Origin of the sequence: Streptomyces sp. AHU1 (assembly GCF_045343905.1) — a bacterium.
Classification (GTDB): Bacteria; Actinomycetota; Actinomycetes; order Streptomycetales; family Streptomycetaceae; genus Streptomyces; species Streptomyces triticiradicis.
In genome coordinates this window covers 820,805-846,272 of sequence record NZ_CP174283.1, presented here as the reverse complement: position 1 = coordinate 846,272, position 25,468 = coordinate 820,805, and the positions used below count along the sequence as shown (strand labels likewise).

The following is a 25,468-nucleotide window of genomic DNA, read 5'->3' as shown; positions in this document are numbered from 1 at the left end:
CGAGATGGGACTGCTGTCCTGGCTGACGAGGAGTGACAAAGGCTCGCGGGGCGCCACGGAGCCCACGGTGCGAGCCGGCGTCGACGCCGGGACGACCCCTGCCGGACCGGACGCGGTGACGGGCGTACCGGCCACGGCCGGCTGGCGGTCCACGCCCCCCGTGCAACGGACGCTGGGCGCGCCCATGGGGCTGGTCACCGACCCCGGCGGGTTCGGCGGACGGCTGGGTACCTGGCAGGACCCGACGGTCACCGGACCGCTCGGCCATCTCGTCAGCGCACAGGCGCCGTCCGGCGTCGCCCACGGGCTGGCGCAGCCCACGCCGCCGGTGCAGCGTACGGGCGTACGGCCCCAGGCGCCCGCCCTCGGCGCACCGCGGGCCGTGCAGGACCCGGTGTCGGCGTGGGCGGGCGAGTCCGGCGCCGCTTCGGCCGTCGCCCCCGGGGCCGGTGACCGCCAGGGTGATCACGGAGGGTCCGCGGACCGGTCGGGTGACCCGCACGGCGCGGGTGGCCCGGTCGTCTTCCGGTCGGTGTCCCCGGCCGGGAGCACGGCGCGTGACCCGGGCCACGCGCAGAGCCCGGCCCCGGTCCCGATACCGACGCCGGCCCCGATCCCGGTCTCGTCCCCTCCCGGACCGGCGCCGCTTCCTCTTGTGCCGCTCCAGCGGGCGACCGTCGCCCCGGCCGGCCCGGTGCCGCCCGCTCCGGTGATGGTCATGCGCGTGCCGTCCTCCCCGGCGGCCCCCGCTCCCGCCCGCCCCCTGACCGTCGCGGAACCGCCGGGCGTACCGGCGCGGGAACTCGCGGCCGTCGCTCCGGCCGAGCCGGACGAACGCCCCGGTCCCCTGGCCCCGGACGCACCGGCCGAGCCCGTCGCCGATCTGCTCGCCACGCCCGGCACGCCCACGGAGCGGGACGGGGAGGACGGCGTCGTCCAGCGGACCGGGGCGGCGGACACCGCCCGGCCGTCGACGCCGGGGGACACCGCCCCGCTCCCGCTTCCGCTCACCGTGCCGCGCACCGGCACGGCCGCCGACCGGGGACCGGGCACCGCCACCGCTCCGCTCGTCGGCGGAGCGGACGGCACCGGGCCCGTCGTGCGGCCCGCCGTGCAGCGTGATGTCACGGCCCCGCCGCGTCCGCGTCACCGGGGTCTCGGCGAGCCGCTCCCCGCGCTGCCGCCCACCGCCCTGCCGCTCCCGGGCCCGGCGGCGCCCCCGGCCGGGTCCGCCGCGTCCCCTTCCGCCCCGTCCGGGCCGTACGTCTCCCGGACCGTGGAGGAGCCCGTGGTGTCCCGGATCCCGCAGCCCCTGGGCGTCCCGCGGCCACCGGCGGTGCCGGACGCCGTCGCGGGTCCGGCCGGGCCCGGAGCGCCGTCGCCCGGGGACGAGGGCACCGCGCCGTTGCTCGGCGACACACCCCCGTTGACCACGGACCGGGCGGACCTCGGCACGGCGTCACCGCCCGGGACGGTGACCGGCGTCGGTGCCGACGCCGTGGAGGCCGGTTCGCCGCCCGGCCCCCGGCCGGACCTCGGCCCCGGTCCGGGACCGGACGACGTCTTCGGCCCGTTCACCGGTACGGGTGGCACCGCGCCGTCGGGGCCGGTCGCGCTGCAGCGGTTGGACGTCACCGCGAGCCCGTTCCGCACGGCTCCGTCGGCCGACGTGACGCCCGCGCCCGCGGAGGGCGGCCGGGCACCGCTGCTCGGGGACGCCGGCCCGCTCGCGGTGAGCGACCCGGTGGTGTCCGAGGCGCCCGGTCCGGGAGAGATGGTGACGGCCTCGGCTCCCCTGCCGCTGCGGCGGCTGGACGCCGTGGACGAGGCCGCCCTCCCCGGTCCGGTGGCCGGGGCGGAGGGCGGTGCCGGGACGGTGGCACGGGGCAGTGGCCCGGTGTTCCCGCTGGTGGCACAGCGGTCGCTGCCTCTCTACACGGTGCCGCCACCGTCCGCCGGGGCACCGGTCACCGACGGGCCCCCGGCCGTGGTCCCGGTCCGGTGGGAGCCGGCCGGGGGCGGGGCGTCCGCTTCGGGGACCGGCGGTTCCGGAGGCCGTGCCCGGTCCGCCGACGCCGCTGCGGGCGGCTCGGGCGGCTCCGACGACCACGGCGGCCCCGGCGGTGGGCACACCGCGACCGGCGGCGGCAGCGCGTACTCCGACGCGGCCCCCGGCGGTACGGGCGGCGTCGTACAGCGGTCCGTGGGCCCCGGCGCGGGGGCCCTCGCCGATGGCGCCCTCCCCGCCCGGAGCCGGCGAGACGCCGTCCCCGGGCTTTCCGGCCGCCCCGGGTTCCCCGGACCCGCGGAGTTCCCCGGCGTCCCGGACACCGGTGCCCCTCTCCCCGGCGGCGCCCTCCAGCCGTCCGCCCCGTCTCAGGGCCGGGAGGCCCTCGGCCCCGCGGTCCCGCTGCAACGGCTCGCGCCGGTGCCCGGTGCCGCTCCGCCGCTCGGGCGCCGCTCCGTCCCGCCGACGCCCCCGTCCCCGCCCCTCCAGGGGCAGGAGCCGTCACTCTCCACGCCGCCCGGCGTCAGCGCGGGAGCCGCGGCGGTCGCCGCCGGGGTGGCCCGGTGGATGCCGGACGGATCCGTGGAGTTCACCGCGCCCGCCGTGCAACGCGCCGAGGAGGGCGTGGCGGCCACCGAGCCGCCGGCCGACCCGCCGGAGCGGCCCGAGCCGGCCGGTCCACCGGTGGCGGAGCCGCCGCCGGGGACGACGGCCCCGGCCGGCACCTCGGGGGAGACCGGCGGGGGCGGCGCCCCCAAGGTCACGGACGAACTGGTCCGGGCCCTGGTGGCCCCTCTCAGCAGACTGCTCAGGGTGGAGCTGCGCATCGAACGTGAACGCACCGGCTCCTTGATGAACATCCGGCACTGACAGAGCACCCGGTACCGACAGGAAGGCAGGGCATCGGATGTCCATCACCCAGGACCCGGCGGTCTCGGTCTGTTTCGTCGTCACGATCGACGGGATCGAGCTGGGGTCGTTCAACAGCTGCGAGGGGCTGGGCTGCGAGGTGGTGCTCGAACCCCGTGAGGAGGGCGGGAACAACGGCCACGTCTGGCAGTTGCCGACACGCCTGAAGTACTCCAACGTCAAGCTCTCCCGGCCGCTGACCCGGGACACCCAGAAGGTGGCCAAGTGGTTCGCCAGCATGACCACCGGGTTCGCCCGCAAGACCGCGCACATCGAGGCGCGCACCGGCGACGGCGTGATGGTCGCCCGCTGGGGCCTGCTGGAGGTGGTGCCGGTGCGCTGGACCGGACCGACGTTCAATCCCGAGTCGCCCAGGGTCGCCACCGAGACCATCGAGATCGCGCACCACGGCTACATGATGGAGCCCGGGGCATGAGCGGGCCCGTGGCGTTCAGCGCGGCGGGCGGCGGCGCGAAGTCCGCGTCGGCCGCGGGCGGCAACGCGCGGCCCAAGCTGGAGCACGCCTACCTCGAACTGCGCACCCCGCCCTCGGGCGGCAGCCTCACCCCCGGAGGCCCCTGCGGCCGGATCGACTTCCAGTTCAACCCCAAGGAACTCAGCCTGGGCAAGTCGGCGTCCTGGAAACGCACTCCCGCCAAGGGCGCCAAGAGCGCGGGCCCGCCGGAGTACCAGGGGCCGCAGCCCAGCAAGCTCACCGTCGAGATGTTCTTCGATGCCAGCGACACCCAGGACACCAGTGTCGTCAAGGCGGTGGAGAGCCTGTTCGCCTGCTGCGTGCCGACCAACGAGACCCGGCAGGCGCAGCGGTCGTCGCCGCCCTGGGTGGTCTTCCACTGGGGCGGCATCACCGGCTTCCCCGGCTACGTCAGCCAGGTGCAGGTCAAGTACACGCTGTTCACCACGTCCGGGGTGCCGATCCGCGCGGTGTGCCAGGTGACGATGGAGGAGATCAGCGGAGAGACGGCCGGCCAGAACCCGACCTCGGGGGCGTTGACCGCCCGCCGTGTCCACCGGCTCCGCGCGGGCGACACGCTGCAGGGCCTCGCCTGGGCCGAGTACGGCGACGCGGGGGCCTGGCGGGCCATCGCCGAGGCCAATGGCATCGACGATCCGATGCGGCTGGCCGAGGGGCGGGAACTGCTGCTCCCCGCGGCCGACGAACTGGACGCGGTACCGGGCGGGGCGACGGAGCCCCTCGCGTACGGGTCCGGGGCGTCCGGCGGACGGAAGGGCGTCTGATGGCCCACGACACCGTCGCCAAGAGCCTGGTCGTGGAGATCGGCGGGACCCGGCTCCCCGCCGACCTCGCCAACACCCTGGTGGACGGCTACGTCGACGACAGCCGGACGCTGCCCGACACGTTCGTGCTGCGGTTCCGCGACCCCAGCCGGGTGCTGATCGACAAGGCCGGCATCAAGATCGGCTCCGAGGCGCGGCTGCTGGCCTCGTCCGGAGCGGGCGGCTCGCCGAAACCGCTGCTCAAGGGCGAGGTGACCGCGCTGGAGCTGGACTTCGACGAGACCGGCACGTTCACCGTGGTCCGCGGCATGGACAAGGCGCACCGGCTCTTCCGGGGCCGACGGGTCGCCGCCTACCAGAACATGACCGTCGCGGACATCTGCCGCCGCGTCGCCCAGCGCGCCGGGCTCTCCACGGGGAGGGTCGACGTCTCCGGACCGGTCCTCGAACACGTCGCCCAGGCGAACCTCTCCGACTGGGAGTTCCTCCGCGGCCTGGCCGAGGACGCCGGAGCGCAGGTGTACGTGATCGACGGCGCCCTGCACGTCACCGGCCCCACCGCGGCGTCCGGCGCGCCCGGCTCCTCGGCCCGCGCCGACCGCGACCCGCTGGTGCTGGAGCTCGGGAAGAACCTGCTGCGCTGCCGCGCCGGGGTGACCGCGGCCGACCAGGTCTCCCAGGTCCAGGTGCGCGGCTGGGACACCAGGACCAAGCAGGCCCTGGTCGCCACGGCGGACGCGGGTCGGGCGGACACCTTCCAGCTGGGTGCCTCCCCGGCGGACGCGACGAGCCCCTTCGGCAAGGCCGACTTCCTCGTCACCGACAACACCTACGGCGCGCAGGCCCGGGTCGAGCAGGTCGCCAAGGCGCTGGCGCAGCGGATCGCCGGGTCGTTCGCCGAGATGGAGGCTGCCATCCAGGGCAACCCCGAGGTCCGGGCCGGCGGCGCGGTCGCGCTGTCCGGGGTCGGCGCCCCGTTCGAGGGCCGGTACACCGTCACCTCCTCCCGGCACGTCTTCGACGCGCACCGCGGCTACGAGACCTGGGTGACCGTCTCCGGCCAGCAGGAACGCTCCCTGTCGGCGCTGGCCGGCGGCGGCGCCGGCCGGGCGGGCCGGCTCCCCGAGATGGACGGCGTCGTCATCGGCGTCGTCTCCGACACCAAGGACCCGGACAAACTCAGCCGCGTCAAGGTGAAGTTCCCCTGGCTGTCCGACGACTACGTCAGCGACTGGGCCCGTTGCGCGCAGACCTCCGGAGGAGGCGGCAAGAACGGCAAGGGGACCTCCGCGTTCGTCCCGGAGGTGGGCGACGAGGTGCTGGTCGGGTTCGAACAGGGCCGGCTCGACCGCCCGTACGTGCTCGGCTGCCTCTTCAACGGGCAGGACAAGCCGTCCACGGCGAGCGGCGAGCTGATCGACGGGACCAGCGGCGCCGTCAACCGGCGGACGTTCTCCTCCCGCAGCGGCAACCAGCTCGAACTGCTCGACAACGCCTCCGGCCCGCAGGGCGTACGGATGGTCACCGGCGACGGCAAGCTCACCATCGACCTCGACCGCAAGGGCACCAAGATCGTCGTGCACAGCGACGGCACGGTGGAGATCGACGCCAAGGACAAGGTCACCGTCAAGGCGGGCAACGGCGCGCTCATGGACGCGGGCAACGGCACCCTCGAACTGACCGGCAAGTCGGTGAAGGTGACCGCGCAGACCGGCGTGCAGGTGGACGGCGGCAGCGGCCAGGTCGGACTCGCGACCAGCGGGAGAGTGGAGGTGAAGGGCGGCCAGGTCGCGGTGAACGGCACCACGCGCACGGAGATCAAGGGCGGGGCGACCTGCACGATCAACGCGGGCCTGGTCCGGATCAACTGACGGGGCGGCACGCGGCGGGTACGGCACCCGGCACGACGGCGACCGGCCCCACGACTCCCCATCCACGAATCGACCCCCACCCCACGACCGGTCCCGGTCACGACGGACAGCCGACGAAAAGGAGCCCTTTCCATGCCACCCGCCGCTCGCGTCGGCGATCCCACCGGCCACCCGGGGACGGTGGGCCCGCCCGGCGCCCCCACCGTCCTCATCGGCGGCATGCCCGCCGCCACCGTGGGCACCACCCACGTCTGCGCCTTCCCGCCGCCCGCCGTGCACCCGCCGTCCGTGATCATCCCGCCGGGGTGCCCCACCGTCCTGATCAACGGCAAGCCCGCCGCCCGCATGGGTGACACCGCCGCCTGCGGGGCTCCGATCGTCGCGGGCTGCCCGACCGTCCTGATCGGCGGGTGAGCGGCTGATGGGACAGCAGTTCGTCGGCGCGGGCTGGGCGTTCCCGCCGCGCACCGACGCCACCGGGAGCATCGCCCTGGTGCGCGGCGAGCGGGAGATCGAGGAGTCGATCCGGCTCGTGCTCGCCACCTCCCCCGGGGAGCGCCCCATGCGGCCGGAGTTCGGCTGCGCCATCCACGACTACGTGTTCGCCCCCGCCGACGCCGGCACCGCGGGCCAGGTCGCCTACGAGATCCGGCTCGCCCTGGACCGCTGGGAGCCGCGGATCGAGGTCGTGGGCATCGACGTCCGGTTCGACGCGGTGGAGGACGGCGTGCTGTACATCGACATCAGCTACACCGTGCGGGGCACCAACGACCCCCGCAACCTCGTGTTCCCGTTCTATGTGATTCCCGCGCACGAGGAAGGTACGGGCCCGTGACGCTGCCCAGCCCCCATCTCGACGACCGGCGGTTCCAGGGGCTCGTCGACGACGCCAAGCGGTTCGTCCAGCAGCGTTGCCCCGAGTGGTCCGACCACAACGTCTCCGATCCGGGCGTGACCCTGATCGAGGCCTTCGCCACGATGGTCGACCAGCTCCTCTACCGCCTCAACCGCGTACCGGAGAAGAACTACCTGGCCTTCCTCGACCTGATCGGCGTCCGGCTGCACCCGCCCACCGCCGCCCGTACGGACGTCACGTTCTGGCTGTCCGCGCCGCAGCCCGAGACCGTCCGGATCAAGGCCGGCACCGAGGTCGCCACCGTGCGCACCGAGACCGAGGAGGCGGTGGTGTTCACCACCGTCCGCGACCTGCCGGTCGTGCCGTGCGAGCTGGCCCGGCTGGCCACCTGCCCCGCCGGAGGCGGAGCCGACGACCGTACGCAGGAACTCGCCCTCGGCCGTGACGTGCCCTGCTTCGACGAGGAGCCCGTCCCCGGCGACGCCCTGTACGTCGGCCTCACCAACCCCGTTCCGGCCGGGGTCGTCGTGCTGCGTCTGGACTGCCGGGTCGACGGCGTCGGCGTCGACCCGCGGCGCCCGCCGCTGCGCTGGGAGGCGTGGGACGGCACGGCCTGGGCGCGCTGCGACGTGGAGGAGGACAGCACCGGCGGCTTCAACCGCCCCGGCCAGGTGGTCCTGCACCTGCCGGGCGACCACGCGGAGTCCACGATCGCGCGCCAGACCGCGGGCTGGGTGCGCTGCCGGCTGATCCCCGCCGAGCCGGACCAGCCCACCTACCTGCAGTCGCCGACCGTCCGTGCGGCCGAGGCCTTCACCATCGGCGCCACGGTCGAGGCCGTGCACGCGGAAACGGTGACGGACGAGGTCCTGGGCCTGTCCGAGGGAGTGCCCGGCCAGTCCTTCCAGGTCGCCAGGCCCCCCGTCGTCCCGGGCGACGAACCGTTCGTCGTGGAGGTGGCGGACGGCTCCGACTGGTCGCGGTGGCAGCTCGTCGACGACTTCGCCCACTCGGGGCCCGGCGACCGGCACCTGACGCTGGACCCGAGCTCCGGCCGGGTCGACTTCGGTCCGGCCGTCCGCGAACAGGACGGGACGGTCCGTCACTACGGTGCCGTGCCGGCCAAGGGCGCCCCGGTACGGATCCGCGCCTACCGGACCGGCGGCGGCAGCCGGGGCAACGTCGCCAAGGGGTCGCTGCGGATGCTGCGCACCTCGCTGCCGTTCGTCGCGCGTGCCGAGAACCGGAGGGCCGCCGTCGGCGGGGTCGACGGGGAGAGCGTGGAGAGCGCCAAGGTCCGCGGCCCCATGACCCTGAGCACCCTGCACCGGGCGGTCGTCCCGCGCGACTACGAGGTGCTGGCGCGGGAGGTCGCCCCGGACGCGGCGCGGGTCGCCTGCGTACCCGCGGGGGAGGGCGAGGAGGGCGGGGTACGGCTGCTGCTGGTGCCGGCCGTGCAGGGCGACGCCCAGGGGCGGCTGCGCTTCGACGACCTGGTGCCGCCCCGGGAGACGCTGCGAGGCCTCGCCGACTACCTGGACCAGCGCCGTCCCGTCGGCACCCGGCTGGTGGTCGAGCCGCCCTACTACCAGGGCGTCACCGTCGTGGCGTCCGTCCTGGCGGCCCGCGGCGCGGCGGCGGAACCGGTCCGCACCGCGGCGCTGGCCGCCCTGTACGGGTACTTCAACCCGGTCACCGGAGGCCCGAGCGGGCAGGGCTGGCCGTTCGGGCGGCCGGTCCACGCCGGTGAGGTGTACGCCGTCCTGCAACGGGTGCCGGGCGTCGACCTCGTCGAGGACGTCAGGCTCTTCCCGGCCGACCCGCTGACCGGACAGCGCGCCGAACCGGTCACCAGGCTCGTGCTCGACCCGCACGCCCTCGTCTTCTCCTACGAGCACCAACTCCGAATGCGGGAGGCCTGAATGCGCGGATCAGTCGAGGGACTGCCCACGCCCCACCCACTCATCTACCAGCTCCCCGCCGTGTACCTGGGGGAGGACTTCGTCCAGCGGTTCCTCGGGGCGCTGGACGACGTGCTCGCGCCGGTGCTGCTGACCATCGACAACCTCTCCGCCCATCTGGACCCGCGAACCGCCCCGGAGGACTTCCTGGAGTGGACGGGCGCGTGGGTGGCCGCCGACCCGGCCCCCGGTCAGTCGGCCGGACAGCGCCGGGCCGCGGTCCTCGGAGCGATGGAACGGCACCGCAGACGGGGAACGCGAGGCGGACTCGCCGAAGCCGTACGGCTGGAGTTCGGCACGGAGGCGGAGATCGAGGAGACGGGCGGGACGTCGTGGTCCGAGACGGCGCACAGCCCCTTGCCCGGGGCGGCCGGTGCCGCGCCCCGGGTCACCGTACGGGTGCGGGTGGCCGAGCCGGACGCGGCGGGCGCGGAACGGCTGCGGCGGCTGGTGGCCGGTGAGGTACCGGCGCACGTCGGGTACGACACGGAACTGCTGCCCCTCAAGGAGGCGTCATGAGCGGCCCCGCCGGCCCGGTCTGCCCGGACTGCGGCCACCACAACGCGCCGGACGCGGCGTTCTGCGTGTCCTGCAACGCCTTCCTCGAGTGGGAGCAGGACGGCGCCGGCTCCGCCGAGGGCGGCCAGGCTCCGGCGGCGGCGCCCCGCGCGGCCGTCGCGGAGCCCGCGGTCGCCGGACCGACGGGGCCCGCTCCGGTGGCACCGGACGTGAACGGTTCCGTGCCGTCCGTCCGGACGGCGTCGGCCGGCCGTTCCGCGCCGGAGCCGACGGCCACCCGGACCGATCCCGTCCCGTCCCGGCCGGAGACCCCGGCACCCGTTCCCCCGCGGCCCCGGACACCACCGCCCGGTTCCGCACCGGAGCAGGCCGTCCCGGGTCCGGCGGTCCCGTCCGTCCCCGCGGGACCGGCCGAACCGGTCCGGCCCCGGACGCCCACCGAACGCGGGGCCTCCGGGACCGTACGGCGGCCCGGTGAGCGGTCGGCGGACCCGGACGACCTGCCCGTGCCGCCGGCCACGCCGGACGCCACCGCGACCGCGCCCCCGGCCCACGACCTGGTCTGTCCGGCCTGCGACCGGGCCAATCCGCGTACCCGCACCCTGTGCCTTCGCTGCGGCGCCGTTCTCGACGCGGCCGTGGTGGAGGAGGAGCGGCTCTCGTGGTGGGCGCGACTGCTGCGGCGGCTGCGCCGCCGCCCGCCGCGCCCGCTCACGGCCGGGCAGCGTCCCCGGGTCCGGGCATGGCGACGGCCGAGCCTGGCGATCCCGGTCACACTGGCCCTCCTGCTCGGCGGCGGCTACCTCGCCCGGCCCCACCTGAGCGGCCTCATCGACAGCCTCCGGAACAAGACGGCCGAACCCACCCCCGTCAACCCGAAGTTCGCGAAGGCGTCCAGCCACCTCAAGAACCACGGGCCGAACCTTGCCTTCGACGGGGCGAACAACACCTACTGGGCACCCGCGTCGGCCGGTGCGGGCACGGGGGAGGAACTGGAGGCACGCTTCGAACAGCCCGTCACGCTCGAGCAGCTCATCATCCACACCGGTGTGTCGGTCAACAAGGACGAGTTCCTCAAGCAGGCCAGGCCGTCCGTCCTCGACGTCGAGCTGGGCGACCCGGGCGGCCACGTCACGAAGAAGCGGCTCGACCTGGAGGACAAGCCGGGGCCGCAGACGCTGGACCTCGAAGGCAAGGACGTCAGCTCGGTGCGGTTCGTCGTCCGGTCCGGTTACGGAGCCGAGGCGAAGAACCGGCACACGGCGATCCTGGAGGTCGAGTTCTTCGGACTGCGATGACATGGGTACGGGACGCCCGTCATCGAGGTGTCCCCTCGTGACGGCGTCCGGCCCACGACGCGCGGCGGAGCAGGGGTTCGGCCGCAGGCCCCTGCGCCCGCCGCTACATCGGATGGGGGAGCACGCCGGACGGCGGGATGCCCAGGGAGGCCAGCATCGCCGAGTAGCCGCTGCGGGCCCGCGCGCTGTCGGCCGCGAGCCCGGCGGCGTCGCACGCCTGGATCAGCACCCGCCACGCGGCGTCGCGGTGCCCGTCGATCTCGAGGCAGCGTTCGGCCGCGTCCGCCGCTTCGACGGGCCGGTTCTGGCCGAGCCGTATCTCGGCCAGAGCCACGGCCGCGCCGGCCGCTTCCCGGCGCAGCCGTTCCCGGTCGGCGACCACCCACTCGGCCTGTCCGTCCCCGGGCAGCAGCTCACCCGCGTAGTGCTCCAGAGCGGTGCGGAACGCGTCGGCCGCCTCCTCCGGCCGCTTCTGCGCCCGGGATCTTCGGCCGTCGCGCACCGCACGCTCGAACGCCGCGACATCGCTCACATCGCCGGGCGCCAGCACCAGCCGGTAGGAGTCGCCCTGCCGCGCGATGAGCCGCGAACCGCCCCTGGGGCGTTCCGGTTCCAGGAAGGAACGCAGACTGGAGATCGTCACCTGGAGGTTGTGCAGGGTGGACGGGGTCGCCACTCCGTCCCAGAACGCGATCAGCAGATGGTCACGGTGGACCGCCTGCCCGGCGCGTACGGCGAGGAGCCGCAGCAGCGCCTGTGCCCTGGGGCGCAGCTTGGCCCAGTCGTGCGCGCGCCCGGCCAGGGTGAACTCGAAGCCGCCGAGGCAACGCACCGTCAGCCCCGGTACCGGCGGCGCTTCGTGGGAGCGTGGGGACGCGGTGGTGTGGTGCCCGCCGCTTCTGGTTCTTCCGGTCGCCGCCGCGCCGTCCCCGGCCGGGTCGGCGGGGGACGCGAGGGCGGTGAGCCAGGAGCGCAGCCCGGACACCGGCAGTCGCGCGGACCGGGCCGTCGACCAGGCGGCTTCCTGCAGCTCGGCCCGGTTCGCCGCGTCGGGCGTCGCCACGGCCATCGCGCCGATGGCCAGCGCACGTGCGCCGGGTACGCCCGCCGACCGGGCGAACGCCTCCGCCTGGGCGGCACGCTGTTCCGCGTCCGGCAGGTCGTGCGCGGCCTCCACGACGGCGAGGGCGGCCCGGCCCCACGCCTCCAGCGTGCCCCAGCCCAGTGCCCGGAAGCGCCGCACGGCCTCTTCCAGTTCGCCGATGGCGGGGCGCCCCCGCCACACCGAGCGCAGGCACACGGCCGATGCGGCGAGCGCCGCCCCTTCGGCGTCACCGAGGCGAACGCACTCGTCCAGCACGACGGCCGGCTGCCCGGCATCCTCGGAGTGAGGCCCCAGGCCCAGCAGGCACCGGGCGGCACGGCTCAGCCACAGCAGGTCCAGCCGTTCGGCGTCGTACGCGATCCGCTGGAGCTCCGGGTAGGGGACCGGCCCGGCCGGGCCTCCGGCCAGCACGGCCAGCACCACCCGTACCAACTGCCCGGACAGTGCGACCAGGGCGTCTTCCGTCGCCTCCGCCAAGGCCCGGCGCACGGTGTCACCGGCCGTCCCGTCACCGGACAGGGCGGCGGCGACGCCCTGGACGAGGAAGGCGGCGGAGCTGCCGGAGCCGGCCGCGGTGACGCGCCCGCCGGAGCGGCCGGGGAACACGTCCGGAGTGCCCGCGAGGACGGCGCGCAGCGGGTCGGCCCAGTCGGCGGTCCCGGGGCGACGGCGCACCGCCGAGGACGGCAGGTCCTGCTGACCGCCGGCACCGGCACCGGCCAGGCCGCGCAGCCGCGCGAGTTCGACGTCGGTCAGCGCCTGGGTGAGCCGCGCGCGTAGACATGCGCGGAGCAGGGGTTCGGCGACGTAGGTGCGTCCGTCCGGGGCGGCGCGCAGGACCCCGTGCTCGTGAGCCAGGGAGTACAGCATCTCGGCGCTGTCGGCCCGGCCGGTCAGCGCGTGGCAGGCGTCGGCGGTGAGCCGGTTCAGCAGACAGGTCTCCGTCAGGAAGCGTCTGAGACGGCCGGGGAGCGGGGTGAGGACCTCCCGCTCCAGGTATTCGCGGCCGAACGACCCGTCGGTCAGGATCTGCTCCTGACCCGTGCCGGGGTCGGCCGCCACGGCTCTGCCGAACAGTCTCAGCACCGCGGCCCGGCCGCCGGTGGCCCGGACCAGGGGTACCGCGATTCCAGGGCGCAGAGCCGTGCCGTGGAGAAGGGGGAACAGCTGCTCGACCTCCCAGGAGCGGAAACGCAGCGCGTCGGCGTTCACCACCGTCGCGCTCGACGCCTCCATGGAGGTCACCGGTAACCCGGTCGCGGGGCGCGTTCCGATCAGGACCAGCGGGTGCGGCGGTGCCAGCTGGCCGAGCCGGACCGCGAGCGCCTGCGCGGCCGGCGAGAGCAGGTGCATGTCATCAATGACGATCAGCCGTCCGGCCGTTCCGCCGCCCCCGGCGTCCCGGCGTCGCGGCATCTGCTGGATCGCGCCGGACGCGCCGACGAGTTCCGCCGACGTGTCCGGCGGGTACCCGAGTGTGGTCAGCAACTCCCGCGGATCGGCGCCGGGCCGGGCCTGATACCACGTCACCGGGCCCGGATGGGCCCTGGCCGCCTGTGCCAGCAGCGCGGTCTTGCCGAAGCCGGGCGGGGCGACCACCAGGCCCGACGGGCAGCGGGTGAACTGCTCGGTCAGACGGCCCCGGGACATGGTCTCGGAAGCCGGTATCCGGAACGTGGTCCGCTGCTGAGCCGGTAAAAGACTCGTCATATGTCTTAATCTCCGTGTACCGGACGCCCTGGCGCGAGTGTCCCGTTTCGGCTAATTCTTCTTTTGCGCTGTTTTTGATATGTGAATGCCCGTCAGGTTACGGGGTGTGGGGCTTCTGTGTCCGCGGGGTGTCATTTTCGTGCTTTCCCTCATCCGGAGTGCCCGGAAACGGCCGACGGCGAAGAGAATTCCGCTCCAGGCCCAGGAGTTCCGCCCGCCCCGTCCGGAGGCGGGCCGTCACGATGACCAGGGAACACGTTTCGGCTGACCGGCCGGGCGGACATCGACGAGATCGAAGCCGTCCTCGTGGCGCACGAGATGTTGAACCCGACCCAGGACGGATTCACGGACGAACCCGACCCACCCTTGCGTGGTCGCGTATCGGAGAAGCCACCCGACGACGTCCATCATCACCCCGAAGTCGTCCTCGTGGACGGAGGTCCGGACGGTCAGGGCCCACGGTTCGCCGCCGTCCGAGTCCGGCCTGTCCGTGGCACGGACCAGCAGGGAGACGTCGGCCCCGTCGAACGAGTGGCTCGCCGAGCCGCCGTCGAATGCCTGCCAGGGACCGCCCCATGACTCCCAGTCGGCCGCCTTCGACTCGGGTGGCATGTCCGCCTCCCCCAGGAGCCACCTCAGTTCCAGAAGCACCGGCTCGGGCAGGTCCGGCGGCAGGTCCACGGCCAGGAACAGATCGTAGTGGTCACTCACATCGGGGACCCTAACCCCAGCCACTGACCGTGGAACGGCGGCGGTTCAGGACACCACGGGAGCGACGTCCGTGACCTCGCTCAGCCGGACCGTGCACAGCCCGCGGGCCTCGCTCTTCACCTCCGTCACCTTGAGCTGGGTACCCGGCGTGAGGATGTACTCCTCCTCGCCGGTGAAGGCGGAGAAGCTCTTGATCCCGACCGCCCGGGCCGGCGTCACCTCGAAGAGGGTCCGCTTGCCGCGACTGCCCAGGAACGCCCTGGCCACCTTCAGTTCGGAGGTGCACGAGGAGACGCCCCACCAGGTCACCGTCCGGCCCACCGGGTACTGCGCCCGAAGGTCCAGCGACACCCCGCGCCACAGCGGGTGCGTGTAGGCCGGCAGCTTCGAGACCGCCGAGAACAGCAGCCGCAGGTACGGCAGGTAGGGCGTGACCCTGGTGCGGTCGGGGGAGCGTAGGACGCTGTTGATCTCGCGGTAGAAGGCCGACTCACAGGTGTAGAGGTGCAGCGCGGCGATCGCGTCGGCGGACAGGCCGCCACCGGCCGTCTGGTCCGCACGCAGCTTGCCGAAGTCGCGGGAGCGCCGGATGTGCCCGGCGAGACCGGACAGCGCCGCGGAGACCGGGCCGACGGCTTCCTGGAAGTCCATCAGCGGGGTGTCGAAGACCCCGGTGATCGCGGGCAGGACCAGACCCTCGTCCTTGACGCTGGTGAGGCGCTCCAGGTACAGCTGGTGCAGGTTCATCGTCGACTCGATGAAAGCGCCCATGCGCGCCGCGACACCCCCGTCCGCACCGCCCGCGCCGGCCGCCGTCTCGTTCCACCCCTTGCTCGGCAGCCAGTCGACGCCGTCGGCACCCAGCGAGGCCAGAGCGTCGTTGACCTGGGCGAAGTGGTCGCCCTCGCAGAAGATGTCGCCCTGCGCCGCCGGGTTCGCGTGGTCGAGGTGCCGGACCTCGACGTCCGGGTACTTCTGCTGGAGCCGCAGTACGACCCGCTTCAGGCTGCGGGCGTGCGCCCCCCACCACGCGAACACGACCCCGCGGTCCTCCCCGGTCGCGTCCTGCTTGGCCTTGAGGATCTCCTCGACGATCCGCTCGGCCACCGGCCGCCAGAACGCCGTGTGCTGGTCGGCCCCCATCGCCCCGTCACCGCTCGCGGTCAGCGACGCGTTCAGCAGGAGCACGCCCTGCGTCAGCATCGCCTGGAACCACTCCGGCGGCTGGACCGTGTCCCGCTCCTTCAGCAGCGCCCGCACGTCGGCGATCGGGGTCTTCTTGGCGATGCCGTACTTCCACATCGCCGCCGCCTTGATGAGGCACCGGATGCTGACGACCCGGCCGAACTGGCTGTCCTTCCAGTCGCTGAAGGTGTTGTCGAACATGGCGATGCCGGTGGCGCTCTCCGGCCGCGGATACGGGTTCTGGCCGAAGACCACGACCTTCCACTTGTGCGGCGGGTTCGGCTTGAGCGCCTGGAACGTCAGCTCGCGGACCGGGACCACCTCGGGGCTGCGGCCCTTCCCGATGAACCGCGCGGCGTCCGGCTGCGCCTCGATGACCGGCTTCAGCAGCGGGAACCAGGCCTCCCCACCGCCGTCGAACAGCTCGGCCAGGGCGAGGGGGTCGTTCACATCGGGCTGGGGCTGCTGGTCCGGGGCCGGGGCGCCGGTCGTCGATCCGGTCATGGCGGAGGCGCTTTCAGCCGTCGTGGCAGAAGGAGAGGAGGGAGCGGGAGCGGCAGTTTCAGGTGCCGGCGCCGACACCGGCGCGGGGGCGACGGGCGTGACGGCCACCGGCGGCACGATGCGCACCCGCTGGTCGACGGGCGCGTTCTCGATCCCGTGGAGCTGGGAGACGATCGTGGAGCGCAACTCGTCGTCGTCCTCGAACCAGTGGTCGTGGAAGAGCGTGTAGCCGGTCCACATCAGATTGGCGCACACCCGGGCCGGCACCTGGCCGGTCTGCGCCCCCAACCCGACCAGCGCCACGGACCGGATGCTGCCCGGCTTCTTCCGGTTCTGCCGGTGGACGGCCTGGAAAGCGGCCGCGCACGCCAGCGCCACGTTCAGCGTGGCGCTCACGTTCTGCGAGGACCGCACCATCGTCGGCGTCGATATCAGGTACCGGGGGACGGTCGCGCCGGACGGGACGCAGACCGCGCTGCCCACCGGCATGGGTCCGGCGAACCGGTCACGGATCGCCCGCTGGACGCGCACCTGGATGCCGGACCCCAGGTACCGCTTGATGACGGCGTCGACCCCGCCGTCCATCCGGCCCCGGGAGTTCGTGGGGGTGACCCAGGCGTCGACGTCCTCGTCGAGGATCGAGCCCTTGCGGATCTCGATACCGGGGGTGTCGGCGAACGCGGCGCGCCACGCCTCCACCACACGCTCGTTGACGTCCGTCAGCACCACCCTGAGCGCGGGCAGCACACTGCTCTCGGTCATCGTCCACTCCTGTCGTGCAACAGCGGTTCCAAGACCTCGAACGTATCTCCCACCACTGACAACGCGGCTCCGACAAGGGGACGGTGACCTGCCGTCATGCCCCTGCGGACCCACACCGGCCGATGGTCGCGCACGCCCGTTTCCCACCGGCAGCGCATCCACCGATCGGAGATAGTCGTCCAGGACGAGAGCGGTGCCGGTGCCGCGTCAGGGGCGAGCAGTACGAGCTCGACCTGACCGTCGATGTGGTCCGCCGCCCGGGACGTGGTGTCGATGAAGCCCGACTCGCGGATCTCGTCCCAGCCGGCGGCGCCGATGTAGTGGAACAGGGCGTTCGACGTCGTCACCGTCCCATGGCGAACGGCCCCTCCCGGCCGACGGCCTTGGGGGCACGGGACCGCCGGAACCTCCTCGTTGTCCTTGCCGGATGAGAGGCTGCCCGGTGACACCAGGACATGGACGGAGAACCGGCGGGATGGGTTTCGAGGGCGAAGTCTGGCGACTGATGCGGCGGGAGGACCTGCTCGGCGAGATCGTGATCGACGAGGCCGATTTCCCATGGCTGAACGGTCGTTTCGTTCCGACGCCGATGTTCGGAGAGGTGAAACCCTGGTTCGACGAGTCGCTGGCTCTGCTGGAGGCGGAGGAGTACGAGCGGTTCGACGACTCCTACGACCGGATCGCGGACACCTTGTCGCTGGTGGCCCCGTCAGGCCCGGTCGCGGAGTTTCTCCTGCACATCGGTGACGGTCGTGCCTGGTTCAGATGGAGTGACGAACCGTTCGACGACGTCTGAGCCCGCCGGGCCCCGGGGAAATGCGTGACCACAGTCCCTGGAGAACCACGCCGTCGTCAGCACACGAGAACCGAAAGTCCTCGTACCCCGCACTACAGCGGTGTTGACCTGCGCAATAAGCTCGCACCAGTCGCCGCGTGCGACGGGGGAGGGGACACATGACGAGCGTGAGGGACCACTGGAGCGAGAGCGCGGCCTGCCACAGCGTCGACCCTGAGGAGTTGTTCGGGGAAAGCGCCCGGCAGAACAGGGCCAAGGCGGTCTGTTCGGGGTGCCCGGTCCGCACCGAGTGCCTGGCCGAAGCACTCGACCACCGCATCGAGTTCGGCGTGTGGGGCGGCATGACCGAGCGCGAACGCAGGGCGCTGTTGCGCCGCAGGCCGGACGTCGTCTCATGGCGGCGAGTTCTGGACGGCGCCCGCCGTGATCTCGAACAGTCACAGTCCGACCGACAAGGAGCCGGCGCACTCTGAGCGGATCCCGACAGAGCCCGTACGGCGCGAGGCTTGACGGGTGAGGGCCGATGCCGTGTCATCGTGAAAGGGGCGACGACGACGGGGGACGTGATGGTGACAGAGGGATCTGACGGGCCTGGTGCCGAGGCCGCACGCGACAACACGAGCCCCCGGCCCGGCGTTCCGAAACCACCACGCGATCAGGGCAGTTGGGCCGCGGACAACGTACCTGTGATCATCCTGGCTCTCATCGTCCTGGTGCTGGGAATCGTGGGCATGGCGTCCAACGACAGCGTCACCTGCCCCGGCGGAGCCACTAGTTGCGGCACTCCCTGAACCCGGCCGGCGTATCTCGACCTCGGGTGCTTGATGATCGAGTCGAGGGCGGACGCCGGTAGAAGCGTGGCGATGCGGCGCGCTTGCCCGTGCACGGTCGGATCCCCGTAGCCGACCTGGACCTGGTGCGCCGCAAGGTCCGCGGCGAGCCCCTGCGGGTTCTGTTCCCCGAGGCTTCGCCCAAGCGGCAAGTGACTCTCTGCCCCGGATCGATTCCTCATTGTCACGGAATTGTCATGACCGGCATGCCTGCCGGGAGGGTGTGCCAGCGTGACACCTGATCATATTTCTGGACTTCGGGGAGACCCTGTGCACCACCGTACGTTCCCGGCCGCCCTCGCGCTGGCAGCCCTCGCGCTCATCACCGGCTGCTCCGGCGATGACACGGGAAATTCCTCCGGTACCGACGGGCGGCAGGCGCCGGGCGTCTCGGCCGGTTCGGGACTGCCCGGCTCGTCCGATGCGACCGAGGGTGGGGGAACTTCCGACGTGCCGGACGGGTCGGATGACCAGGGCGAGGCGGACCCGGGGCACGCCGACCCCGCCGGCCAGTGCGTCGTCGCGATCCTCGCGAACCCGGACGGCGGCGTGCCCGGCGAATGCGAGGGCCTGTCGCCCGAGCAGCAGGACGAGGTAAAGGACGCATTGGAGATCAGCGGGGAGCTCGACCAGAAGGGGCGGGATGCCGCCCGCGGTCTGATCGGCTGATCCCGCCGGGCGCGCGGACGGAGGTCGGCCCCCGTTTCTCCCGTTGCCGAGAGTGGCGGACGGACTTCGTGGCGGCCTCCCGGCAGACGGGCAACCCCCCTTACCGATACGGGGGTTCACCGGATGTGAGGGGCCCGCCGAATCCGTGAGGCTCGTCCGCATGAAGCAGAGCAGAAGTTTACGGGCAGCCTGGCTCACCGTCTCCGCGGCGCTCCTCGGCCTCGCCACTCCGCTGAGCGTCTCCCCTCCCGCGACAGCGGCACCCTCGTCGCCCGCCCTCCACTGGACCCGGTGCGCGGGCGACGGGCTCGACGCGCGTCAGCAGTGCGCCTCGCTGAAGGTGCCGATGGACTACGCCGCCCCCGGCGGCCGCACGATCGACGTCGCCGTTTCCCGGATTCCCGCCGAGAAACCGGCCGCCCGGCGCGGGGCGCTGCTGCTGATTCCGGGCGGGCCGGGCAACACGAGCCTCACCGACCCCTCCGGGAAGGGCCGGAAACTGCCGCAGGCCGTGCGGGACCAGTACGACCTGATCGGCTTCGCACCCCGTGGCCTCGCACCGTCCACCACCGTCAGCTGCGCCCTCCGGCACGCCGACCTCGCCACCTCGACCTTGCGTCCCTGGCCGGCCCCGGACGGTTCGATCACCGGGAACCTGGCCACCGCCCGCCGGTTGTCGGGGGCCTGCGCGCGCAACGGGGGCGAGCTGATCCGGCACATCAGCACCCTTGACGAGGTCCACGACATCGACCGCATCCGCGCCGCGCTCGGCGAGCACCGGCTCGCCGCCTGGGGTGTCTCGTACGGCACGTACGTGGGCGCCGTCTACAGCCAGTTGTTCCCGCAGCACACCGACCGCATCGTGCTGGACAGCAACGACGATCCGGATCCCGACCTGGTCGAGCGCGGCTGGCTGCACGCGTACGAGCGCGGGGTGGAGGACACCTTCCCGGAGTTCGCCCGGTGGGCCGCGACCGCCGGCAATCCGGACCGGGTGGCGACGACCGCCGAGGAGGTACGGCCGCTGTTCCTGCGCCTCGCCGCCCGCCTGGACCGGGCACCGCTCCCCTGGCCGGGCGCCAACCCCCCGGAGCTGAACGGCAACGTGCTGCGCCAGACCATGCTGGACAGCCTCTACGCGCCCAGCCGCTTCCCCGTCCTGGCCGAGCTGATGCTGGCCGCCCGGCGCGGCACGGTGCCTCCCGCGCCGACACCGCCGCCGGACCATGCGCTGCAGAACCTCGTCGCGGTCGGCATCGGCACGATCTGCAACGACGTGGCCTGGCCGACGTCGACGGCCGACTACCGCGAGGCCGTCGCCGACAGCCGCCGCCTGCATCCACTCACCGCGGGCATGCCCCGCAACGCGATGGTCTGCGCCGCCTGGCCCTACCCGCCGCGACGGTCCCCGGTACGGATCACCGGCCAGGGCCCGTCCGACATCCTGCTCGTGCAGAACGCCCGTGATGTGGCCACTCCGCTCAGCGGCGCCCTGAGGCTCCGCCGGGCCCTCGGCGCACGCGCCGTCATGGTCACCGTCGACTCCACCGGCCACAACGCCTACCTCGCCAACGGCAACGCCTGCGGCGACCGCACCGTCTCCCGCTTCCTGGCCACCGGGAAACGACCCGACGGGGACGTGTACTGCCCCTGATGTCCTGAGCCGGGAATTCGCTTCGGACATCCCGCGAGGCGTTCGAGGCTCCCGTCCGGGCGCTCCGCGGTGCTCACGACGACCTCGCCGGACCCCTCCCCTCCTTCGAGAGGGGAGGGGTCAACCTTGACGGGATCGAGTTCCCTCGGTCTGCGATCCGGTCTGCGACGAGGCCGATGTCCCCTCCCGGATCTCGTGCAACGCCTCGTCGAACAGGGCGCGGGCACGGGTGAACCAGTCCGCCAGTACGGCGATCTCCTCCGGTTCGTAGTCACCGAAGAGGGATGCCAGCCGCTGGTAGACGGGGCCGTAGATCTCGAGGACGCGTCCCTGGGCGGTCTCCTCCATGACCACGTACACGCGTCGACGGTCCTCCGGGTCCGCGGTGCGCCGGATGTAGCCGGCCTTCTCCAGGCGGTTCAGCACGCCGGTGACCGCTCCTGTGGTCAGCCTGGCCCGTTCCGCGAGATCGCCCGCGACCAGCGAATCGCCCGCCGTGGACGCCTCGATGAGGAAGCCCAGACAAGTGAGGTCCGTGACGTTCAGGCCCATCCGGCGGGCGATGTCCTGCTGCCCGAACTGGGCGGTGGCGATCATCCGGTCCATGGCGTAGAGGGCCTCGCCCGCCGTCGCGGCCGGGCGCGCCTTGTGATCACTCACGAATCCTCTTAGTATCTAAGATAATTAGCTCGCGAGATAAGGGATCTCGCGACGGGTTGGCCCCACCATCTTCACAGCTCGAGGAGCACGATCATGTTCATCCACGGTGACGACGACCACGACCTGGGCCACACTGTCGCCGGCTGGAGCGGTGCGGGCATCGCGGTGCTGGGTTTCGGGCTGTGCGGGCTCGCCATGGTCAAAGCCTCGGGGCTTCTCGCGCTCGGGGGAGCGGGGGTGCTGGTCCTGGCGCTGTCGACCACGTGGATGCTGCACTTGGCGGGCTGGGGCAAGCCGAGCGGTCCGCGCCCGGTCACCCAGTGGGACTGGCGCGTCAAAGACCTCGCCGCCCGGGACGGTCACGCGGACTGCCTCGGCTGCCGTCTCGCCGGGCGGCGGACGCCTCGCCGGCGGACCGGGGGCCGGTCCGAGGAAGTCGCCGTCACCTCCGCCCTGTCGGTCGATCACGGATGAGCCGCTTCGGCCGCCTCATGAGGTGAGCCGTCCCCGACTCGCCTCCGGGCGGGCTCGATCGACGCGGACAGCCCGTATCCGGCGGTGAAGCTCATGAGGGGCGCGTCGCCCGACCGGTGGCGGGAGTGAGTGAAACGCGGCAGTACGGGGACCCGCCCCATGGGAGGAATGGGCAGAATCGTCCCGCGAGGAGCGTGGAACCATGTCGACGGGGACCCTGCCGGCCGTCATCGCTCTGATCGTCGTGGTGATCGCCCTGGTCGTGGCGGCTGTTTCCTCGGTGCGGCGCCGTCGCTCGCGGGAGCGTTTCGGCCCGGAGCACGACCGGACCGTCGAGCGAGCCGACGGCCGGCATGCCGCCGAACGCGAACTCCGGGAGCGTCGGCGCCGGCACGACGCGTTGGACGTCCGCCCCTTGTCCGACGTCGCGCGTGACCGCTACACGCGGGAGTGGACCGCAGTCCAGAACGAGTTCGTGGACCGGCCGGAGGACGGCGTGCGCAGCGCGGACCGACTGGTGACGGCCCTCATGCGGGATCGCGGGTACCCGACGGAGGGGTTCGACCAGCAGGTACGGGACCTTTCGGCCGACCACGGCCGGACCCTCCAGCGCTACCGGGCCGCGCACCAGGCGGAGCACCTCAGCACCCGTCACCGGGCGACGACCGAGGAGCTGCGCGGCGCGATGGCGCACTATCGCGCGCTCTTCGACGAGCTCCTCTCCGATGACGGCCAGGCACGTCGGGCCGCGTCCTGATCACGGTCACCACCCCGCGAGGAGTACACACCTCCCGCGCCTCCCGGGTGCCGGTCCGCCCCCGGCGAATCCACGGCGGCGCCGGGGGCGGACGACTGGGTGACTGGACGTCAGGAGCCGACGTCCACCAGGACCTTGCCGACCGTACGGCTCTCGACCGCTCGGTGCGCGTCGGCGGTGCGGTCGAGGGGGAAGCGGGTCAGCGGCAGGCCGTGTTCCTCGCCGACCGGCAGCGCGCCGTCGCGCACCGCGGCGGCGACGTCCTGGGCGGCCGCGGCGCGTGCCTCCGGGCCGGCCAGGTAGAGGATCAGGAACTGGAAGCGTGCGTTGAGCACCATGTTCCGCGGTACGTCCAGTTCGACCGGCACTCCGCCGTCGTTGGCGTAGGTCGAGATCGTGCCGCGCGTTCGCAGTACGGCGAGGTCCAGGGCGAGGTTCGTGCCGAGCGCCACCTCGGCGATGATGTCGACGCCGTCCGGGGTGATCTCGCGGATGTCGGCGGCCGGGTCGCCCCCGCGGTAGTCGATCACGTGGTGGGCTCCGGCGGCGCCGGCCAGCCGGGCTTTCTCCGGGCCGCTGACCGTGCTGATCACGGTGGCGCCGGCCCAGCGGGCGAGCTGGATCACCGCGTGCCCGACCGCTCCGGCCCCGCCCGCGGCGAGCACCACCTTCCCGTCGAGCGCCCCGGGCCGCAGCCGGTGCGGCCCGTCCTCGGCGACGGTGAGCGCGCGGTGCGCGGTCAGCGCGGGGACGCCGAGTGAGGCGCCGACGTCGAAACCGGCCTCGTCGGGCAGCGGCACGGCCTGTTCGGCGGGTACGACGGTGAACTCGGCGGCGGTGCCGGTGGGCCGCCCCGCGGCGGCCATGAACAGCCAGACGCGCTCACCGACCCGGCTCCGGTCGACACCCTCACCGACGGCGTCGATCGTGCCGGCGCCGTCGAGGTGCGGGGTGATCTCGGAGAAGCGCTTGGGGTGACCGGCGCCGGAGCGTGCCTGCCAGTCGGTCGGGTTGACCCCGGACACGGCGACCCGTACGCGAACCTCGCCGGGGCCGGGCTCGGGCAGGTCACGGTCGACGAACCGGAGAACGTCGGGGGCGCCGTTGTCGTGGTAGATGATGGCCTTCATGATCCGTCCTTGGTGATCGATGGCGCGGGATGTCCCGGCGCGGCGCGGCGGTCGGTCAGGGGTCCGGCTCGGGGCGCGGTCGTGAGTCGGACCGCGCTGGTTCCGGTCAGCCGATGGGGACTTCGCTGGAGCGGGACTCGATGCCGTCGAGGGTGGCGAGGGCCGCGGTGTCGAAGGTGATCCCGCCGACCGCCAGGTTGGCCTCCAGATGAGTGGCGTCGGCGGTGCCGGGGATGAGCAGCACGTTCGGGGCGTGGTGCAGCAGCCAGGCCAGGCCGACCTGGGAGGGCGTCACGCCCAGGGACTCGGCCACGGCGTGCACGGCCGGCTCGTCGGTCGCTTTGGGCAGGCCGGGGAAGGCCCCGCCGAGCGGGAAGAACGGCACCCAGGCGATGCCCTCGGCCGCGCACAGCCGCAGCATGTCCTCGTCGTCGCGGGAGACGACACTGTAGGCGTTCTGGACGCAGGCGACGCCGATGGGCAGGGCTCGGCGCAGACCGTCGAGGGTGACGCAGCTCAGGCCGATCGCACCGATCTTGCCCTCGTCGCGCAGGGCGGTCATCACCGCGAGCTGGTCGTCGAGGTCGACGATCTGGTCCCCCTCGGGGCGCAGCCCGGGGCCGGCGTCCAGACGGCGCAGGTTGACGACCGCGAGCCGGTCGACGCCCAGGCTGCGCAGGTTGTCCTCGACGCTGGCGCGCAGCTGCTCGGGCCGCTGCGCCAGACGCAGCGGCAGGTGCCCGCCGGGGTCGGGGTCGGCCCCCACCTTCGTGACGACCAGGACGTCGTCCTCGGGGCGCAGTGCTTCGCGGATCACGTCGTTGGCGAACCCGAAGCCGTAGAACTCGGCGGTGTCCACGTGGTCGACGCCCAGCTCGACCGCGCGGCGCACCAGCGCGACGGCCTCGTCGCGGCGGTCGCGCAGGCGCTCGAGCTGCAAGGCGCCGTAGCCGATGCGGAAAACGGTGCGGGTGGCTAACGGAGCGGTCGCGGTGGTCATGAAGCTGTCTCCTCGGTCGGTGATCGCAAGGCGGTGTACAGCAGTTCGGCCTGGTAGAGCGCCATGACCCGGTGGGCGATCGGGGCGGCGCGCTCCCGGGCCTCGGCCGGATCGTGGTGCTCGACCTTGATCAGCCAGGCCGTGACGCAGTCGTGCAGCATCGCGCGCATCCGGTCGGTCGCGTCGACGATGATGTCGCGGATGGCCGGGTCGGTGGTCGCTCCGCCCCAGGTCTGCACGCCGACCCGGGCCTCGGCGGGGTCGATCGCGGTGACCAGGCGGGAGAGCAGTTCGTCGGGGTCGGGCGGGGCGTCGGCCGCGGCGTACTCGCCGATGGTGCCGGCGCGCTTGTCGAGCATCTCCCTGGCGGAGGCCTGGACCAGGTCGGCCTTGTTCCGGTAGTGCGCGTAGATCGAGCCGGCCGAGAGGCCGGACTCGGCGGTGATGTCGGCGATCGAGGTCCGCTCCAGGCCGTTGCGGCTGAAACAGCGGACGGCGGCCTCGGCGATCTGGGTACGCCGGAGTTCCTTGCGCGCGTCGGTGAGCCGAGGCACCGCACCCCCCACAAAAAGAATACTCGTTCTGCTTGCGAGGGATGCTAACAGAATCATTGTTCTTTTTGTGGTGACGTCCTGGCGTCGGGGCGGCGGCGCGGTCCGGAAGGCGAGGATCCCTGCGCAAGAAGTCGACTGCAGCTTGCAGGATTCATACTTCTGAATGGAAAGACGTGTTCGACGTCTTGTACGGGTGGTCGTCGCGCCCTAATGTCCCGGTACGCAGCGGCACGGTCCGTTCCCTCCGTTCCGCCGCGCACCGAGCGGCCCTCGGTGCCCTCCGTT

Annotated in this window: 23 protein-coding genes; 15 read left to right on the top strand and 8 right to left on the bottom strand. The window is 73.1% G+C overall.

Annotated features, from left to right (window positions below):
- The first annotated feature begins 4 nt into the window (after positions 1 to 4).
- The 9 genes from ACICHK_RS03990 to ACICHK_RS03950 all read left to right on the top strand — a co-directional run bounded on the left by ACICHK_RS03990 (position 5) and on the right by ACICHK_RS03950 (position 10,682).
- Positions 5 to 2,878, top strand: coding sequence for a hypothetical protein (locus ACICHK_RS03990; protein WP_406835698.1), 2,874 nt, complete (start codon positions 5 to 7; stop codon positions 2,876 to 2,878).
- Between the two features lie 37 nt (positions 2,879 to 2,915).
- Positions 2,916 to 3,353, top strand: coding sequence for a phage tail protein (locus tag ACICHK_RS03985; protein ID WP_406835697.1), 438 nt, complete (start codon positions 2,916 to 2,918; stop codon positions 3,351 to 3,353).
- A complete protein-coding gene (locus ACICHK_RS03980; protein WP_406835696.1) occupies positions 3,350 to 4,177 on the top strand; it encodes a peptidase M23 in 828 nt (275 codons plus the stop codon). Before ACICHK_RS03985 ends, ACICHK_RS03980 begins: the two co-directional genes overlap by 4 nt.
- On the top strand, positions 4,177 to 6,048 hold the full coding sequence (locus ACICHK_RS03975) for a VgrG-related protein (protein WP_406835695.1): 1,872 nt from the start codon (positions 4,177 to 4,179) through the stop codon (positions 6,046 to 6,048). Before ACICHK_RS03980 ends, ACICHK_RS03975 begins: the two co-directional genes overlap by 1 nt.
- 132 nt (positions 6,049 to 6,180) lie before the next feature.
- On the top strand, positions 6,181 to 6,462 hold the full coding sequence (locus ACICHK_RS03970) for a PAAR domain-containing protein (protein WP_103553587.1): 282 nt from the start codon (positions 6,181 to 6,183) through the stop codon (positions 6,460 to 6,462).
- Between the two features lie 7 nt (positions 6,463 to 6,469).
- Entirely contained in the window at positions 6,470 to 6,883 is a 414-nt protein-coding gene (locus ACICHK_RS03965) for a GPW/gp25 family protein (protein WP_103553588.1), read from the top strand.
- Positions 6,880 to 8,826, top strand: a complete 1,947-nt coding sequence (locus ACICHK_RS03960) for a putative baseplate assembly protein (protein ID WP_406835694.1) — start codon at positions 6,880 to 6,882, stop codon at positions 8,824 to 8,826. The genes ACICHK_RS03965 and ACICHK_RS03960 overlap by 4 nt, the downstream gene beginning before the upstream one ends.
- Entirely contained in the window at positions 8,827 to 9,384 is a 558-nt protein-coding gene (locus tag ACICHK_RS03955) for a phage tail protein (RefSeq protein WP_406835693.1), read from the top strand.
- Complete coding sequence (locus ACICHK_RS03950) at positions 9,381 to 10,682, top strand: NADase-type glycan-binding domain-containing protein (protein ID WP_406835692.1); 1,302 nt, start codon at positions 9,381 to 9,383, stop codon at positions 10,680 to 10,682. The genes ACICHK_RS03955 and ACICHK_RS03950 overlap by 4 nt, the downstream gene beginning before the upstream one ends.
- A 103-nt stretch (positions 10,683 to 10,785) precedes the next feature.
- Here the strand turns inward: ACICHK_RS03950 and ACICHK_RS03945 are convergent, their stop codons facing one another.
- From ACICHK_RS03945 to ACICHK_RS03930, 4 genes are all read right to left on the bottom strand, one after another.
- Positions 10,786 to 13,497: a BTAD domain-containing putative transcriptional regulator gene (locus ACICHK_RS03945; RefSeq protein ID WP_406835691.1), complete on the bottom strand. Its 2,712-nt coding sequence runs from the start codon at positions 13,495 to 13,497 to the stop codon at positions 10,786 to 10,788.
- A 237-nt stretch (positions 13,498 to 13,734) separates the two neighbouring features.
- Positions 13,735 to 14,208: a hypothetical protein gene (locus ACICHK_RS03940; protein WP_406835690.1), complete on the bottom strand. Its 474-nt coding sequence runs from the start codon at positions 14,206 to 14,208 to the stop codon at positions 13,735 to 13,737.
- A gap of 45 nt (positions 14,209 to 14,253) precedes the next feature.
- Positions 14,254 to 16,659 carry an ADP-ribosyltransferase domain-containing protein gene (locus ACICHK_RS03935; RefSeq protein ID WP_406835689.1) on the bottom strand — a complete coding sequence of 802 codons (2,406 nt, stop codon included), beginning with the start codon at positions 16,657 to 16,659 and terminating at the stop codon, positions 14,254 to 14,256.
- The gene (locus ACICHK_RS03930) at positions 16,656 to 17,006 is read right to left on the bottom strand and encodes a hypothetical protein (RefSeq protein WP_406835688.1); all 351 of its coding nucleotides are present in this window, start codon (positions 17,004 to 17,006) and stop codon (positions 16,656 to 16,658) included. Before ACICHK_RS03930 ends, ACICHK_RS03935 begins: the two co-directional genes overlap by 4 nt.
- Positions 17,007 to 17,134: 128 nt before the next feature.
- On the opposite strand from ACICHK_RS03930, the gene ACICHK_RS03925 reads away from it, so the two are divergent.
- The 4 genes from ACICHK_RS03925 to ACICHK_RS03910 all read left to right on the top strand — a co-directional run bounded on the left by ACICHK_RS03925 (position 17,135) and on the right by ACICHK_RS03910 (position 20,608).
- Positions 17,135 to 17,455 carry a hypothetical protein gene (locus ACICHK_RS03925; RefSeq protein ID WP_406835687.1) on the top strand — a complete coding sequence of 107 codons (321 nt, stop codon included), beginning with the start codon at positions 17,135 to 17,137 and terminating at the stop codon, positions 17,453 to 17,455.
- A 158-nt stretch (positions 17,456 to 17,613) separates the two neighbouring features.
- Positions 17,614 to 17,928 (top strand): WhiB family transcriptional regulator, encoded by a 315-nt coding sequence (locus ACICHK_RS03920; RefSeq protein ID WP_151473341.1) that lies wholly within the window; start codon positions 17,614 to 17,616, stop codon positions 17,926 to 17,928.
- A gap of 627 nt (positions 17,929 to 18,555) precedes the next feature.
- Entirely contained in the window at positions 18,556 to 18,954 is a 399-nt protein-coding gene (locus tag ACICHK_RS03915) for a hypothetical protein (protein WP_406835686.1), read from the top strand.
- 160 nt (positions 18,955 to 19,114) lie between these two features.
- On the top strand, positions 19,115 to 20,608 hold the full coding sequence (locus ACICHK_RS03910) for an alpha/beta hydrolase (protein WP_406835685.1): 1,494 nt from the start codon (positions 19,115 to 19,117) through the stop codon (positions 20,606 to 20,608).
- Between the two features lie 120 nt (positions 20,609 to 20,728).
- Here the strand turns inward: ACICHK_RS03910 and ACICHK_RS03905 are convergent, their stop codons facing one another.
- Entirely contained in the window at positions 20,729 to 21,214 is a 486-nt protein-coding gene (locus ACICHK_RS03905) for a MarR family winged helix-turn-helix transcriptional regulator (RefSeq protein ID WP_406841157.1), read from the bottom strand.
- A gap of 147 nt (positions 21,215 to 21,361) precedes the next feature.
- On the opposite strand from ACICHK_RS03905, the gene ACICHK_RS03900 reads away from it, so the two are divergent.
- Positions 21,362 to 21,742: an HGxxPAAW family protein gene (locus ACICHK_RS03900; RefSeq protein ID WP_406835684.1), complete on the top strand. Its 381-nt coding sequence runs from the start codon at positions 21,362 to 21,364 to the stop codon at positions 21,740 to 21,742.
- A gap of 202 nt (positions 21,743 to 21,944) precedes the next feature.
- On the top strand, positions 21,945 to 22,499 hold the full coding sequence (locus tag ACICHK_RS03895; RefSeq protein ID WP_406835683.1) for a hypothetical protein: 555 nt from the start codon (positions 21,945 to 21,947) through the stop codon (positions 22,497 to 22,499).
- 110 nt (positions 22,500 to 22,609) lie between these two features.
- Here the strand turns inward: ACICHK_RS03895 and ACICHK_RS03890 are convergent, their stop codons facing one another.
- From ACICHK_RS03890 to ACICHK_RS03880, 3 genes are all read right to left on the bottom strand, one after another.
- Positions 22,610 to 23,629: an NADPH:quinone reductase gene (locus ACICHK_RS03890; RefSeq protein WP_406835682.1), complete on the bottom strand. Its 1,020-nt coding sequence runs from the start codon at positions 23,627 to 23,629 to the stop codon at positions 22,610 to 22,612.
- 106 nt (positions 23,630 to 23,735) lie between these two features.
- Complete coding sequence (locus ACICHK_RS03885) at positions 23,736 to 24,629, bottom strand: aldo/keto reductase (protein ID WP_406835681.1); 894 nt, start codon at positions 24,627 to 24,629, stop codon at positions 23,736 to 23,738.
- On the bottom strand, positions 24,626 to 25,183 hold the full coding sequence (locus tag ACICHK_RS03880; RefSeq protein WP_406835680.1) for a TetR/AcrR family transcriptional regulator: 558 nt from the start codon (positions 25,181 to 25,183) through the stop codon (positions 24,626 to 24,628). Before ACICHK_RS03880 ends, ACICHK_RS03885 begins: the two co-directional genes overlap by 4 nt.
- Positions 25,184 to 25,468: the final 285 nt, after the last annotated feature.

Bases quoted from the DNA above. Each gene is read 5' to 3' on its own strand.
- ACICHK_RS03990 (WP_406835698.1), top strand. From the start codon at position 5: ATGGGACTGCTGTCCTGGCTGACGAGGAGTGACAAAGGCTCGCGGGGC.
- ACICHK_RS03985 (WP_406835697.1), top strand. From the start codon at position 2,916: ATGTCCATCACCCAGGACCCGGCGGTCTCGGTCTGTTTCGTCGTCACG.
- ACICHK_RS03980 (WP_406835696.1), top strand. From the start codon at position 3,350: ATGAGCGGGCCCGTGGCGTTCAGCGCGGCGGGCGGCGGCGCGAAGTCC.
- ACICHK_RS03975 (WP_406835695.1), top strand. From the start codon at position 4,177: ATGGCCCACGACACCGTCGCCAAGAGCCTGGTCGTGGAGATCGGCGGG.
- ACICHK_RS03970 (WP_103553587.1), top strand. From the start codon at position 6,181: ATGCCACCCGCCGCTCGCGTCGGCGATCCCACCGGCCACCCGGGGACG.
- ACICHK_RS03965 (WP_103553588.1), top strand. From the start codon at position 6,470: ATGGGACAGCAGTTCGTCGGCGCGGGCTGGGCGTTCCCGCCGCGCACC.
- ACICHK_RS03955 (WP_406835693.1), top strand. From the start codon at position 8,827: ATGCGCGGATCAGTCGAGGGACTGCCCACGCCCCACCCACTCATCTAC.
- ACICHK_RS03950 (WP_406835692.1), top strand. From the start codon at position 9,381: ATGAGCGGCCCCGCCGGCCCGGTCTGCCCGGACTGCGGCCACCACAAC.
- ACICHK_RS03945 (WP_406835691.1), bottom strand. From the start codon at position 13,497: ATGACGAGTCTTTTACCGGCTCAGCAGCGGACCACGTTCCGGATACCG.
- ACICHK_RS03935 (WP_406835689.1), bottom strand. From the start codon at position 16,659: ATGACCGAGAGCAGTGTGCTGCCCGCGCTCAGGGTGGTGCTGACGGAC.
- ACICHK_RS03925 (WP_406835687.1), top strand. From the start codon at position 17,135: ATGGGTTTCGAGGGCGAAGTCTGGCGACTGATGCGGCGGGAGGACCTG.
- ACICHK_RS03920 (WP_151473341.1), top strand. From the start codon at position 17,614: ATGACGAGCGTGAGGGACCACTGGAGCGAGAGCGCGGCCTGCCACAGC.
- ACICHK_RS03910 (WP_406835685.1), top strand. From the start codon at position 19,115: ATGAAGCAGAGCAGAAGTTTACGGGCAGCCTGGCTCACCGTCTCCGCG.
- ACICHK_RS03905 (WP_406841157.1), bottom strand. From the start codon at position 21,214: ATGGACCGGATGATCGCCACCGCCCAGTTCGGGCAGCAGGACATCGCC.
- ACICHK_RS03900 (WP_406835684.1), top strand. From the start codon at position 21,362: ATGTTCATCCACGGTGACGACGACCACGACCTGGGCCACACTGTCGCC.
- ACICHK_RS03895 (WP_406835683.1), top strand. From the start codon at position 21,945: ATGTCGACGGGGACCCTGCCGGCCGTCATCGCTCTGATCGTCGTGGTG.
- ACICHK_RS03890 (WP_406835682.1), bottom strand. From the start codon at position 23,629: ATGAAGGCCATCATCTACCACGACAACGGCGCCCCCGACGTTCTCCGG.
- ACICHK_RS03885 (WP_406835681.1), bottom strand. From the start codon at position 24,629: ATGACCACCGCGACCGCTCCGTTAGCCACCCGCACCGTTTTCCGCATC.